Raw genomic sequence first — 13722 nt, forward strand, 5'->3', positions numbered from 1 at the left:
GTGGGGGGCCCGTGTCGGGGGGGGCCGGCGGCGGGGGGCCTGCCGGGGGGGGGCACGTCGGGGGGGGCCCCCCCCCGGGGGGCGCGGGCCGGGGGCCCGCCGGGCCCCGCGGCGGAGCTCCTCGGCCTCCCGGTGGAGACCGACGAGGGGTTCGTGGAGACCGACTTCGGCGCCTGGGAGGGGCTGACCTTCGCGGAGGCGCACCAGCGCGATCCCGAGGGGGTGGCGCGGTGGCTGGCGGACCCGGAGGCCGGTCCGCCCGGCGGGGAGAGCTTCGCCGAGGTGGCGCGTCGCGTGGGTGCGGCCCGGGACGCCCTGCTGGAACGCCACCGGGGCCGCCGGGTCCTGGTGGTCACCCACGTCACCCCGATCAAGGTCGTCGTCCAGCAGGCGATGCTCGCGCCGATCACCGCGCTGTACCGGATGCACCTGGACACCGCCTGCCTGACCGAGGTGGACTGCTACGCGGACGGACCCCAGGTGGTGCGTTCGCTCAACGACACCGCACACCTGGAGCAGCAGGGATCCGGACCCTCCCGGGGCCGCTAGACTGGGCTCAGAGGGGGAGTCGGCCAGACGGTCGCGGACCCGCGCCCGGCGCGGGTTCGAGGAAAGTCCGGACTCCACAGGGCAGGGTGGTCGGTAACGCCGACCCGGGGTGACCCGCGGGACAGTGCCACAGAAAACAGACCGCCACCGCTCGCGGTGGTAAGGGTGAAACGGTGGTGTAAGAGACCACCAGCGGCCGGAGCGATCCGGCTGGCTAGGTAAACCCCACCCGGAGCAAGGTCAAAAAGGGAACCTTCGGGTTCCCGCGCGGATGTTCGAGGGCGGCCCGCCCGAGTTCGCGGGTAGACCGCACCGAGGTCGTCGGCAACGGCGGCCCCAGATGGATGACCGTCCGGTCCCAGGACCGACAGAATCCGGCTTACCGGCCGACTCCCTCTCCTTCTTCTCTCCGGATCGACCGTGGGGTGCTCGGCCCCGGGTCCGGGCCGGGGCCGAGCGGCGTGCTCAGCCCACCAGGGCCCGCCAGGTGAGGGGACCGGCCTCGCCGTCCACGACCAGCCGGTTGACGCGCTGGAACTCCCGGACCGCCGTGTTCATGACCGGGCCGAAGTTGCCGTCGACCGCCAGGCCCGCGCTGCGCTTGTTCATCGCGGTCTGGAGCCCGCGCACGTGCGAGCCGTCGCGGACCCCCTGCCTGAGCTCGTACACCAGGTGGGGCCAGGTCTTCGGGCCGACCTGACCGTCCGCGACCAGCCCCTTGGACCGTTGGAACGCCTTCACCGCGTTGACCGACGTCGGGCCGTAGTACCCGTCGGTCACGAGTGAGGTGCCGCGCTGGGTCATCAGGTGCTGGATGACGGAGACCGTCACCCCTCTGGCCTCGGGGTCGACACTCGGCCAGCCACCGCCCAGGTCCACCCCGCGGGACCGCATGAACGGCACCGGGTTGGTGATGCCCCCGAGACGTCCCGTGTGGGTCTCGAAGTGCAGGTGGGGGCCGGTCACGTTGCCGGTGGCCCCCATGTCGGCGATGCGCTGGCCCGCGCTGACCCGGGCGTTGAGGGCGACCCGGTAGGCGCTCAGGTGACCGTAGTAGGTGTACACGTTGTTGCCGTGGGAGATGACGATGGCCTCGCCGGTCCGGCCGGTGAGACCGCCTCCCCAGGAGCGGCCGACCACGGTTCCGGCGGCCGCCGCGTACACGGCGGTGCCGGTGCTGTTGGTGACGTCCTGACCGGCGTGGGTGCTGCCGCCCCGGGGCGCACCGAAGTGCCCGCCCGAAGGGAAGTAGCCCAGGGCCGGGTTGCACCAGGAGGCGTTCATCGCGGACGCGGCGTGCGCGGTGGTGCCGCCCAGACCGGTCAGGGCCACGGCCGCTCCCAGTCCGGCGCCGAACAGCAGGCGGCGCGACCAGGGGGAGGAGGGTTCACAGGCGCGGGGGTCAGAGACGGGCGCCGTGCAGGACTCGCACATCTTGTCTCCTGTGAAGGAAAACGCCGAAGAAGGGGGCTCGATTGGATGGTTTCCTTCGGTCCCCTGGAGAGTAGGACGCCCGCTCCGATTCGTACAGGGGGGTTCGAGGTGCTTTCGGCCGGGCGGGAAGGCTTCGGGGACACATTCCTGAATCGTCATGGTGATGGTCGGATCGCCCTGTGGGACGGTAGATTGGCCCGTGCGCTCCGTACCCCGGGAGCTCCGGAGCGCGAACGCCCGTGGGCCGACCGGGGTCGACGGCCCGACGGGCATCCGCGTTCACGGGAATGGGTGACTCTTGTTCGACTCCACCGCCTTCTGGGTGCTGCTCTTCGCCCTGCCGATCCTGGCGATCGTGGCGATCATCCTGCTCGCCACGTACCAGGCCTCAGGTGTTCAGCAGGACGGACGGGACGACGCGCCCGACGACGACCCGTCCGACGGCTGAACCACCTCCGGGCGAGGGTGCGGCACGGGCTCGGGCACGTCCTGGACGCCCTGAACGGGGGAGAACTCCCCGGTCTCGGCGTCCAGCAGGTGCACCTTGGCGGTCTCCAGGTCGTAGTACATCCCGGACAGCGTGAGCTCCCCCGACTCCACGCGCTCCCGCACGACCGGGTACCCCATCAGGTTGCCGAGTTGCTCGACCACGTTGGCCTGGGCCAGACGCCGCAGCGCCTCCGAGGCGGGCAGCCCCGCCAGTTCACCGTGGTCCGCCCCGGCACGGCGCAGACTCCCCTCCCCGTTGGCCAGCCACCGGCGGATGTGGGTGCTCTCCTCCTCGACCGGCCCCTGGTGCGCCCCCTCGGCCAGGGCCCGCATCGCTCCGCAGTGGGAGTGTCCGCACACCACGATCGAGGGCACCCGCAGGACGTTGACCGCGTATTCCACCGCCGCACCGGCCGACCCGTCGGAGCTCCCGTGCGGTGGCACCAGGTTCCCCACGTTGCGCAGGGTGAACAGGTCGCCCGGGCCGCTGGCGGTGATGAGGTTCGGCACGACCCGTGAGTCCGCGCAGGTGACGAACAGTGCGGTCGGGTTGTGGCGGTGCGAGAGACGGCTCATCACCGATCGCATCCGGTCCGCCGTGCTGGCGTGGTACTCGCGGGCCCCCGCGGTGAGCAGGCCCAGCGGGTTCACCGCGGGGACCGCACCGGACTCACGGCGCATGTCCCACGGGGCCCACCAGCGGCCCTTGGGAATGGTCTTGGCCGCCGGAGCCGACCTCGCGGAGCTGCGCGCGTACCAGTTCTCGTGGACCTCGTCGATGTCGACGCTGCCACCGGTGCGCTCGTGGTCCACCCGCCAGGCGTGGATGGCCTCGAAGGCCGCGTGGTCCATGAAGTCCACGTGCAGGTCCAGGTCGACGCTGGACCCCGCGGGGATGGTCCGCAGCACGTGCGCCAGCCGGGGCACGCCCAGGAAGGTGAGGGACCCGTGCACGGTCACGTGCACCCGCCCGGCGCGCTCCTCGGTGACCACGGTGAGCTTGGTCAGGCGGCGCAGCGACACGATCATCGCCAGCGCGAAGCCGATGAACACCCCCTCCAGCAGTCCGATGAACACCACACTGAGCAGGGTCACCAGGTAGACGCTGGCCTCGTGGTGCTTGCGCAGGTCGCGCAGGTGGGCCAGGGACACCATCTGCACGCCGATGAAGACGAGCAGCGCGGCCAGGGCCGCCATCGGGATGAGCTCGACCACGTGCGCGAAGAACGCGACGAACAACAGGATCCACACGCCGTGCAGGATCGTGGAGAGCGGCGAGCGGGCCCCGGCGCGCACGTTCGCGGTGCTGCGCACGATGACACCGGCGATGGGCAGGCCGCCCAGGGCGCCGCTGACGGTGTTGGCCGCTCCCTGACCGCAGAGCTCACGGTTGAGCTGGACCCGGCGTCCGCTGTGGAGGCGGTCCACCGCGATCGCGGCCAGCAGCGACTCCACGCTGGCGACCATGGCGACGGCCGCCACGGCCAGGGCGATCCCGTGCCACTGGCCGGACTCGGGCAGCATGGGTCCGTTCCAGGCGTCGGCCAGGGAACCGGGCAGGGCCACGGTCTCCACCTCCCAGCGCCCCAGGGTGGCGATGACGGTGGCGGTACCCACCGCGACCAGCGCGGCGGGGATCATCCCCGGCCGTACCTTGCCGATGGCCGGGAGCCGGTTCCAGCCGAACATGATCGCGATGGTGATGACGCCGACCGCGACGGCGGCGGTGTGGTTGTTCGCGATCTGGTGCGGCAGGTCCGCGATGTTGGCCAGGGCCGAGCTCTGCGGGGCCCCGCCGAGGACCACGTGCAGCTGGGCCAGGGCGATGGTGACGCCGACCCCCGCGAGCATGCCGTGCACGACGGCGGGGGAGACGGCGAGGGCGGCCCGCGCGATGCGGAACGCCCCGAGGGCGAGCTGGACCAGCCCGGCCAGCAGGGTGATCAGGCAGGTGACCCGCCAGCCGTAGGTCATGATCAGATCGGCGACGATGATGGTCAGTCCTGCGGCCGGGCCGCTGACCTGCACCACCGAACCGCCGACGAGGCCGGCGACGATGCCGCCGACGACGGCGGCGATGATTCCGGCGATCAGGGGCGCGCCGGAGGCGACGGCGATCCCCAGGGACAGGGGGACGGCGACCAGGAAGACCACGAGGGAGGCGCCGACGTCGGCGGCGACCCCCTTGCGATCCGTGTGGGTCCCGGGCCGTTCGGAGGTGGTCTCCTGTCGGCCGGGTGGTGCTCCCTGGGCGTCGTTGCGCATGGTTACTCCGTTCGGGTTGGACCAGGCAAAGGCGTATGCGTAGGCGCACGGGGACGGCAGAGTCCGCAACGGGGGGCACGTGGCTGAACGCGTGACGACGATGAGACCGCGAAGGGTGCATCGTCATTAACTAATTGTAGTCAACCAGGATGACTCTGTGTTACGGGCTGTTGTGCTCCCGGTGACCTTTTTCCAGACTTCACATGTTCGGGCGGACAAACCAGGACAGAGAAAAACCGAGGTGGCGGGGGTTCCCCGCCACCTCGGTGATGTGAAGTGGTGATGATGGCGCGCCGCGCGCGCGGAGGTCCGTGACCTAGCGGAAACGGCCGTCCTCGTAGCCGCCCTCGTAGTGCTCGCCAGGGGCGGGGCGACCGTAGGGCGCCTGCCCGTAGGGCCCCGGGCCCTGCTGCTGGCCGGGCCCTCCCTGGCCGTCCCCGACCTCCGGGTGCGGCGGCTGCCAGCCCTCCACGGGGGGGTACCCGTAGTCGGGCTCGGGGCGCTGCGGGACGTATCCGCCCCTGAGGGGGTCGGCGTGCTCACCCGGTCCGCCGAATCCGCCCTGACCGCCCGGGTGGGGCTGCTGGCCGTAGGGGTCGCTCTGCTGGGTGTGGCCCGGGAAGGTGGTCGGGAGCTCACCGCGGAGCTGGTCCGCCGAGTAGGCGCCGGTCGCGTAGCCGGCACCGGGGTACCCGGGGACGCCCGGACCGCCGACCGGGCTGCCCGGACCCGGAGGAACGGCGGGACCCTGGCCGAACGGCGAGGGTTGCCCCGGCTGGCCGCCCGGGACCGTCGGCTGGCTCGCCTGGCCGAAGCCGCCCGTGTCGTCCTGCCCGCCCCAGAGCGGAGCGTTGCCTCCGGGACCGCCGGGCAGGTTCCGCCCCGGACCGTTCTGACCGCCGGGTCCGCCGTGGTGGGGCGTGCTGGACGTGTAGTCGCGGGTGTGGGCGCCGGTGTCGTAGGGGCTGCGCTGGTGCGTGCCGGTGTCGTATTCCGAGCGGGTGAAGGAGTCGGTGTCGTAGGCGGGGCGGTGGTGGGTTCCGGTGTCGTATTCGGTTCCGCTGGGTCCGCCGTGGTGGGGCGTGCCGGTCGTGTAGTCGCGGGTGTGGGCGCCGGTGTCGTAGGGGCTGCGCTGGTGCGTGCCGGTGTCGTACTCCGAACGCGAGAAGGCCCCGCTGTCGTAGGACCCGCCGTCGTAGGAGGCACCGGACGTGAACGCACCCGTCGCGTACCCGCCGGTCAGGGGATCGGAGGAACCGGGGAACTGGTGCCCGGGCACGGTGGGCCCGCCCATCGGCTGCCCCGGTGCGGGCTGGGCGCCCGGACCGGGGGCCGCGTGGCTGCCGCTCGGGCCGCCGTGGCCGCCGCCGAACCCGCCCAGCGAGGACAGGTCGGGGCGCTGATGGGCGCCGGTGTCCATGCTCGACCAGATCGGTGAGCTCAGGTCGTCACCGCCGGAGGAGTGCGGCCGGAACCCGGGGTCCAAGGGGTCGGAGGAGGCGGGGAGAGTCCCACCGCCGCCGGAGCCCGTGGCGCCCAGGGGCGGGTAGTCCGAGCGGTTCATCGCCCCACTGTCGTAGGACGAACGCGCACCGTTGTCGAGCCCGCTGCCCAGGGGCCCACCGCCGAGCGGGTCTCCGCCCAGCGATCCGCCGTGGGAGCCGCCGCCCAGCGGTCCGCCCGCCTGGCCGCCTCCCCCGAGCGGTCCGCCCCCGAGGGAGCCACCGGGTCCACCGCCCAGGGGGCCGCCCAGCGGGTCCGGGGAGACCGGGTCCTGTCGCTCGGCGGGTCGGAGCTCACGTCCCTCGAAGGGGTCACCGGTCGAGGGGGGACGCGGGGTCCAGGAACCCGCGCCGAGAGGGTCGTCGTCCAGCGAGGAGGGCGTCCCCGTGGCCCGGGCGGGCGGGAGCCCCTGCGCGGGCGGAAGTCCCTGTGTGGGCGGCAGCCCCTGGGTCGGCGGCAGTGCGGCCAGGCCCTGTGCGGGAGTCTGTTCCGGCGGGCGCTGCTCCTGGTGGCGTGGGGCCGGCTCGGGGGGCGTGGTGCCCTGCCCCAGGCTCGCCAGCATCGCGAGGTCCGAGGGGCCGGTGGGCCCGCGCTCCGCGGGGGCTGCCGGGAGGGCGTCGACCCGGCCGACCGGGGCCTGGATCACGGTGTCCTGCCGGTCGGGCACCCCGTGGTCGTCGAACTCGTCGTCGTCGTAGTCGTCGACGTAACCGTCGTCGTCACCGCGTCCGGTGGAGCCCCCGTGCCCACCGGAGCGGGACGGTGCCCCCTCGTCGTCGCTCAGACTGGACCAGAAGTCGTTGTCGGAGAGCCCGTCGGAGTCGTCCTCCCAGTCCACTCCGCGTTGGCGGCGACCCTTGGGACGCCGCTCCGCCCTGCCACCGGAGTCCTGGCGCGCTCTGCGGGCCCGGCCCCTCGGGGCGGCCTCCTCGTCCTCGGGGGCCCCGTCCCGCTCCCGCCGGTCGCGCCGGTCGTCGCGGTCGGTGTCCTCGACGTCGTCGTACTCGTACTCGTCGTCGTAGTCGTCCTCACGCGAGCCGATGCTGAGCGCGCGCATCCCCAGGAGGAGGAGCACGAGCACGGCGAGCACGACGATGACGGCGGTGATGATGATGACGGTGACGGTCATGGTGTACGCACTACCTTGGGGAGGTCGGCCGCGCCCGGGGAGCGCCTGGGACCGGCCTGACGAGTACCGGTCGAGGTGGGAAGGCGGCGGCCCGGTTCCGCGTGGGCCCGGCGTGCCGGGACCGAGTGGCTGGCAGGGCGCGACCGCCGGTGATCCGACGCGGTCTCGGGTCAGGGTGCCGCGGGGCGGGTGAACGGGAATCGGTCAACTGAAATGGGGTGAGGGGCACGGACCCACTGTATGCGCTGTCGCGCGCTGTGTGCAGAGGGCGACGGGTGCTTCCTCAGTTGTTCCCCGTGTCGTCGGTCGCGCGGGTCCGTCCGGCTTCCGGGCGCAGGGAGTTGCCTATTATGACCTATTTCACTCGCTGCTGGTGATCAGTGTCCCCCGGGCCACGGCCTGTTCCGCGATGCCCTCCAGGGTCAGGTCGATCGACGCGCCCTCGGGCAGGTCCAGGTTCCCCTCCAGCGCGTACACGGTGAAGCGGAACTCGTGGACGTCACCCTCCTCGGGGCACGGAGCTCCGTAGGAGGACTCCCCCGCGGAGTTCTGCCCCTGCCTCGCGTCTCCCGGAACCGTGTTCTGGCGCAGCTCGACCAGCTGCGGGTCCAGGTCGTAGACCATCCAGAACACGACGGCCTCGCTCGGGTCGTCCACCACCAGCGCGATCGAGCCCACGTCGTCGGGCAGCCCCGACCAGCTCAGCGGCGGCGACACCGGTTCCCCGTCGGCCTCACAGGAGTACGCGGCGGGAAGCGGCTGGCCCTCCTGCATCATCGGACTGGTCACGTTGATGTCGGTCGGCATCTCACCGCGGAGCTCCGAGGGGACCCCGCAACCGGTGGACGCGAGCAGGGCCGCGCCCACCGCCACGGCACCCGCGCGGGCGCCGGGGGACGATCGGGGCACACCGTGCGCTGCGGTGGTCCGGAGGGAAGGCAAGACCGGGAACAATGGGGCTCCAGCTGGACTTTCGGGCCATAAGGCGAGACTCGCGGTACGTCGGACCTGGCGCGGGAGGAACCCGGGCCGGTCACGGAGGATCCGTGCGCACGGGCACCTGGACGGTTGGCGCGACACGGTCCTGTCCGAACCCTACTGTGATCGGCCGCGACCACCGCATTCCGCACCGTTCACCGACCCGCGTCGCGGGGCCCCGTCAGCGGTCTCCCGTAGCGCCGGTGACGCCCGGACGTCCCCGGGATCGGTGATGATGGTGCGGTGCGGTTCTCCATTCTGGGGCCCCTCCAGGTGCTCGACACCTCCGGAGAGCCCCTCACCATCGGCGGCGCCCGCCTGCGCGCCCTCCTGACACTCCTCCTGCTCCATCCCGACCAGCAGGTGTCCACCGCGCGGCTCACCGACGCGATCTGGGGAGACGACGCTCCCGCCGCCACGGGCAACGCGCTCCAGGCCCTCGCCTCCCGCCTGCGCCGTGCCCTGGGCGGTGACGTCCGCCTCCACGGCGACGCCACCGGTTACCGGCTGGAGGTCGCCCCCGGCCAGGTGGACCTGTACGAGTTCGAGGAACTGGCCGGGCTCGGGCGGGAACGGCTCCTGGCCGGTCAGCCGGGTGAGGCCGAGCGCGCCCTGTCGGCGGCCCTGGCTCTGTGGCGCGGACCGGCCGTGCCCGACCTCACCGCGCACGGCGTGGGCGAGGACGTCGCGCTGCGCCTGGCCGAGGCGCGCCGCACCGCCCGCGAGGACCATCTCAGCGCCCGGCTCGACCTCGGCCGCTTCGTGGAGACCCTGCCCGAGGCGGAGGCGCTGGTCTCCCGGGAACCGCAGCGCGAGCGCCCCGTCGAACTCCTCATGCGCGCGTTGGCGGGCAACGGGCGGACCGCGGACGCCCTCGCCGCCTACGACGTCTTCAGGGAACGGCTCGCGGACGAGCTGGGCCTGGACCCCTCCGAACACCTCCGGCGGGTCCACCTCCGGTTGCTGCGCGGCGAACTCGTCCCCGGCGGTCCCGTGCCGGAGGAGGCCCGGTCACCCGCCGTCGTTCGCCTGCCCCGCCCCCTGACCAGCTTCGTTCCCCGTGAGACGGAGGTGGGTGCCGCCGTGGAGCGGCTCTCCGCCGCCCGGTTGGTCACCCTCACCGGCCCGGGTGGTTCGGGCAAGACCCGACTGGCCGTCGAGGCCGCCGCGACCCTGGTCGAGCGGGCACCCGATCTCGCGTCCGGCGGAGTGTGGTTCGTCGGCCTCGCCCCCGTGCGGCGGGGCGCGGACCTGCCCGACGCCGTCGCCAGTGCCCTGGACCTGCGGGGGCAGGCCGTCTTCCAGGCGCGTGCCGCCGTCCTGCCGCAGTCCCCGCTCGAACGGGTCGTCTCCTTCCTGGGCGAGCGCGCCGGGCTGGTCGTGCTGGACAACTGCGAGCACGTGGTGGCCGACGCCGCCGCGCTGGTCGAGACCCTGTTGTCCCGCTGCCCGGACCTGCGGGTGCTCGTGACCTCCCGCGAGCCCCTGGGCGTCGGGGGCGAGACGCTGCTGCCGGTGCCCTCCCTGGAACCTCCGCCCGAGGGAACCGGGGTGGAGGAGGCCGGGAGCTACCCCTCAGTGACCCTGTTCTCCGAGCGCGCGCGGGCGGCGCTCCCCGGATTCACCGTGAACGCCGACAACGTGGGCCACGTCGTCCGGATCATCCGTGAACTGGACGGCATGCCGCTCGCGCTCGAACTGGCCGCCGCCCGTCTGCGCGCGATGTCGCCCGCCCAGCTCGCGGACCGTCTCCGTGACCGGTTCCGCCTGCTCACCAACGGCAGCCGCTCGGCGCTGCCCCGTCACCGGACCCTGCGCGCGGTGGTCGACTGGAGCTGGGAACTGCTCGACGAACCCGAACGCCGCCTCCTGCGCCGTCTGGCGGTCCTTCCCGGCGGGGCCACCCTGGAGTCGGTCGAGACGGTCGGCTCCGACCCGGACGCCCCGGACGGCACCGTCGCCGGTGACGACGTCTGGACGGTGCTCTTCGCCCTGGTGGACAAGTCGCTCGTGGTGGCGGAGGACCCCGAACGCGAGGACGCCCCCGCCCGCTACCGGCAGCTGGAGACGGTCCGGGCCTACGCCGCCGAGCGCCTGGCCGCCAGCGGTGAGGAGGAGCGCGTCCGGGACGCGCAGGCCCGCTACGCGCGGGACCTGTGGCACCGGGGCGACCCCGAGCTGCGCGGGCCGGGCCAGCGGGCCTGGCTGGCCCGGCTCTCGGCGGAGGCGGACAACTGCGTGGCCGCCTTCCACTGGGCGGTGGAGCGGCGCGACGCCGCCCTCGCCCTGGAGCTGGTGGAGTACTCCCAGTGGTACTGGGCCCTGGACGAACACTGGCAGCAGACCAACCGGTGGTCCGGCCAGGTGCTGGAACTGGTGGGTGACGCACCTCCCGAGGGGTACGAGGTGGCCTACGCGAGCTGCCTCTTCCACTGCTCGGGGGAGATGGGCCTCGGACGGGCCGCCGTTCTGGAGCGCCTCGACCGGGTGGAGCAGGTGCTCGCGGGGGCCGGGTTGCGGGCCGAGGACCACCCCGTTCTCGTCCTGTGCCTGGTGTACCGCTCGATGGCCGACCGCCATCACGGGGGACGGGCCCGCGTCCGGTTGGAGGAGAGCGTCCGGGAGCAGGGGGCCCCCTGGGCCCGCGCGATGGCGTACCTGATGCTCTCGCTGTTGGACGCCGTTCACGGTGAGGCCGACCGGGCCGTCGAACGGGCCACGACCGCGCTGGAGTCCATGCGCGAGGTCGGGGACGCGTGGGGGCAGTGCAACGCCATCGTGCACCTGGTGGACGTGGTCCGCTACACGGACCTCGAACGGTGCCGTCGTCTGCTCGACGAGGGGATCGCACTGGCGCGGAGGGGCGGTCTGGACGGTGTCGTGAGCACGTTCCGGGCCCGGCGGACCCAGGTCCTGGTCGATCTCGGAGAGGTGGAGGAGGCCGAACGGGACCTCAAGCGGCTCCTGGGCGGTCCCGCCGAGGACGAACACCGGGTCTCCCTCCGGCTCACCCACATCCAGTGGCTGCGCGCCGCCGGACGCCGGGTCGAGGCCTGGCGGCTCCTGGAGGAGACCGAACCGGCCCTGGCCGCCCTGGGCGGGTTCGCCCCGGCCTACGTCGAACCCGCGTGGCGGGTGCAGGCGGCCGACCTCGCCTGGGACGACGGCGACACGGACCGGGCCTGGCGCGAGGTGGGCCGCGCGTGGTGGCTCTCCCGGTTCGGGTTGGGGCCGATCAGCGCCGAGGTCCTGGACACCATGGCGTCCATGGTGGCGGGATCGGATCCGGAGTGGGCCGCGTTCATGCTCGGCTACGCGGCACGGCTGCGCGGGGTCCCCGACACCGCCTCGCCCCGGGCCCGCCGGGTGCGTGAACTGCTCGGGGAGCGTCTGGGCGCCGGGGGGTTCGCGCGCCTGCTGGCGGAGGGCGAGGGCAGCGAACGCGACGCCGGTCGGGAACGCGTGGAGGCGTGGCTCGCCCCGATCGTCCCGGACGACGTCGACCTCGGGGACTGGGCCCACTGAGGCCGGGCGCCGCCTCGGAGGGCGGCGCCCGGTGGGGGTCAGGTGCGGCGGCGGTAGGCCCACACGGCCAGTGGGAAGAAGACCGCCGTGATCACCACGGTCCAGAACAGCGTCCAGGCCACGGGAGCGGCGGCGTCACCGCCGAGCATGAGCCCGCGCATGGCGTCCACCACGTGCGTGACCGGGTTGTTCGCCGCGATCGGGGCCAGCCAGCCCGGCATGTCGTCGGGAGCGACGAACGCCGAGCTGCCGAAGGTCAGCGGGAACAGCAGGATCATCGCGAACGACTGCACCGCCATCGGTGTGCGGGCGAGCATGCCCACGAAGGCCGACATCCAGCACAGGGCGAAGGCGAACAGCAGCACCAGGGCGCTGGCGGCCAGCACGCCGAGGAACCCGCCGTCGGGGCGGAAGCCGATCGCCAGGCCGACGACCATCACCATGACCACGGTGATGGCGTAGCGGACCAGGTCACCCAGGATGGCGCCGATCAGCGGGGCCGAGCGCGCGATGGGCAGCGAGCGGAACCGGTCGAAGATGCCCTTCTCCACGTCCTGGCTCAGGCTGAACCCCGTGCCCATCGTGGCGAAGATGACCGACTGCGCGATGATGCCGGGCATGAGGAAGTCGCGGTAGGTCTGCCAGTCGCCCATCATCGCCTGTCCGAAGACGAAGACGAACAGGGTCACGAACATGACCGGTTGCAGCATCAGCCCGAAGACCTCTTCGGGGTTGGCCCTGATCTTCAGGACGCTGCGCCAGGTGAGCTGGAGCCCGTGCTGGACGGTGGTCAGAGGGGAGATGCGCGAGGGAGCCACCGGGGCGCCCTCCTGTGCCGACCTCGGCCGGGTCGTCACGGCACTCATGCTGGGGTCCCTTCGTTCGCGGGCCTGCCCGCGGTCTCGTCTTCGGCGGTGTGGCCGGTCAGGGCGAGGAAGACCTCGTCCAGGCTCGGCTTGCGCAGGGAGAGCTCCGCGACGGACACACCCTGCTCGTCCAGGCGGCGTACCGTCTCGGGCAGCACACCCACGTCGGTGACCGGGACACTGGCGAGCAGGCCGTCCGTGGTCACCGGCGAGCTGGTGACGGCCTCGACGATCCGGGTGGCCAGCGGCAGTTGCGCCGGGTCCACGGTGCGGAGTTGCAGGACCTGGTTGCCCGCGTGGTTCTTCAGCTCCTCGGGCGTGCCCCGGCTGATCACCTCGCCGTGGTCCAGCACGATGATGTCGTCCGCGAGCTGGTCGGCCTCCTCCAGGTACTGGGTGGTGAGCAGCACGGTCACGCCGTCGGCCACGAGGTCGCGCACGACGTCCCACAGTCCGTTGCGGCTGTGCGGGTCGAGGCCGGTGGTCGGCTCGTCCAGGTACAGCAGCGCGGGGCGGCCCACCAGGCTCGCCGCCAGGTCCAGGCGGCGTCGCATCCCGCCGGAGTAGGTCTTGGCGGGGCGGTCGGCGGCGTCGGAGAGGTCGAAGCGCTCCAGCAGCTCCCGGGACCGCGCCCGGGCGTCGGTGCGCCCGAATCCGAGCAGGCGGGCGATGAGCACGAGGTTCTGGGTGCCGGTCAGCTCGGCGTCGACCGCCGCGTACTGACCGGTGAGGCCGATCTGGCGGCGGACCTGGTGCGGCTCGCGCACCACGTCGTGGCCGCCGACGAGGGCGTGTCCCGCGTCTGGTCTGAGCAGGGTGGAGAGGATGCGGACGGTCGTCGTCTTCCCGGACCCGTTGGGTCCCAGGACGCCCAGCACGGCCCCCGCTCGCGCCGTCAGGTCCACTCCACCGAGGGCGGTCTTGCCCTTGAAGTGCTTGACCAGACCCTCCGCGCGGATGGCGTCAGTCATTGGTCCTCCGTTT

The 13722-nt window shown here is 72.9% G+C and carries 8 protein-coding genes, 1 other RNA gene and 1 pseudogene; 4 read left to right on the top strand and 6 right to left on the bottom strand.

The features are described from left to right. Positions 1–105: 105 nt before the first annotated feature. Both ACFW3L_RS12420 and rnpB read left to right on the top strand, forming a co-directional pair. Positions 106–549: pseudogene (locus tag ACFW3L_RS12420) on the top strand (histidine phosphatase family protein); the annotation flags it as partial. 15 nt (positions 550–564) lie between these two features. After that, positions 565–947: RNase P RNA component class A (gene rnpB / locus ACFW3L_RS12425), an RNA gene on the top strand. Positions 948–1014: 67 nt separating this feature from the next. Here rnpB and ACFW3L_RS12430 read toward each other — a convergent pair. After that, positions 1015–1983 carry a peptidoglycan-binding protein gene (locus ACFW3L_RS12430; protein ID WP_378739436.1) on the bottom strand — a complete coding sequence of 323 codons (969 nt, stop codon included), beginning with the start codon at positions 1981–1983 and terminating at the stop codon, positions 1015–1017. A gap of 298 nt (positions 1984–2281) precedes the next feature. On the opposite strand from ACFW3L_RS12430, the gene ACFW3L_RS12435 reads away from it, so the two are divergent. Then, complete coding sequence (locus ACFW3L_RS12435; protein WP_378739439.1) at positions 2282–2431, top strand: hypothetical protein; 150 nt, start codon at positions 2282–2284, stop codon at positions 2429–2431. Here ACFW3L_RS12435 and ACFW3L_RS12440 read toward each other — a convergent pair. The 3 genes from ACFW3L_RS12440 to ACFW3L_RS12450 form a co-directional block, all read right to left on the bottom strand. Further along, positions 2380–4737 (bottom strand): SulP family inorganic anion transporter, encoded by a 2358-nt coding sequence (locus tag ACFW3L_RS12440; RefSeq protein WP_378739442.1) that lies wholly within the window; start codon positions 4735–4737, stop codon positions 2380–2382. The genes ACFW3L_RS12435 and ACFW3L_RS12440 overlap by 52 nt on opposite strands. Before the next feature lie 316 nt (positions 4738–5053). Beyond that, entirely contained in the window at positions 5054–7369 is a 2316-nt protein-coding gene (locus ACFW3L_RS12445; RefSeq protein WP_378739445.1) for a hypothetical protein, read from the bottom strand. Positions 7370–7729: 360 nt separating this feature from the next. After that, positions 7730–8323 carry a YbhB/YbcL family Raf kinase inhibitor-like protein gene (locus ACFW3L_RS12450; RefSeq protein WP_378739447.1) on the bottom strand — a complete coding sequence of 198 codons (594 nt, stop codon included), beginning with the start codon at positions 8321–8323 and terminating at the stop codon, positions 7730–7732. Between the two features lie 267 nt (positions 8324–8590). Here ACFW3L_RS12450 and ACFW3L_RS12455 point away from each other — a divergent pair, with 267 nt between their 5' ends. Continuing rightward, complete coding sequence (locus ACFW3L_RS12455; protein WP_378739450.1) at positions 8591–11872, top strand: BTAD domain-containing putative transcriptional regulator; 3282 nt, start codon at positions 8591–8593, stop codon at positions 11870–11872. 38 nt (positions 11873–11910) lie between these two features. On the opposite strand, the gene ACFW3L_RS12460 is transcribed toward ACFW3L_RS12455, so the two are convergent. Together ACFW3L_RS12460 and ACFW3L_RS12465 are read right to left on the bottom strand one after the other, a co-directional pair. Next, positions 11911–12738: an ABC transporter permease gene (locus ACFW3L_RS12460; protein WP_378739453.1), complete on the bottom strand. Its 828-nt coding sequence runs from the start codon at positions 12736–12738 to the stop codon at positions 11911–11913. Next, on the bottom strand, positions 12735–13709 hold the full coding sequence (locus ACFW3L_RS12465) for an ATP-binding cassette domain-containing protein (protein WP_378739455.1): 975 nt from the start codon (positions 13707–13709) through the stop codon (positions 12735–12737). The genes ACFW3L_RS12460 and ACFW3L_RS12465 overlap by 4 nt, the downstream gene beginning before the upstream one ends. Positions 13710–13722 lie beyond the last annotated feature (13 nt).

This window comes from Nocardiopsis sp. NPDC058789 (genome assembly GCF_042745575.1).
In the GTDB taxonomy this organism is placed as follows: Bacteria; Actinomycetota; Actinomycetes; order Streptosporangiales; family Streptosporangiaceae; genus Nocardiopsis; species Nocardiopsis eucommiae.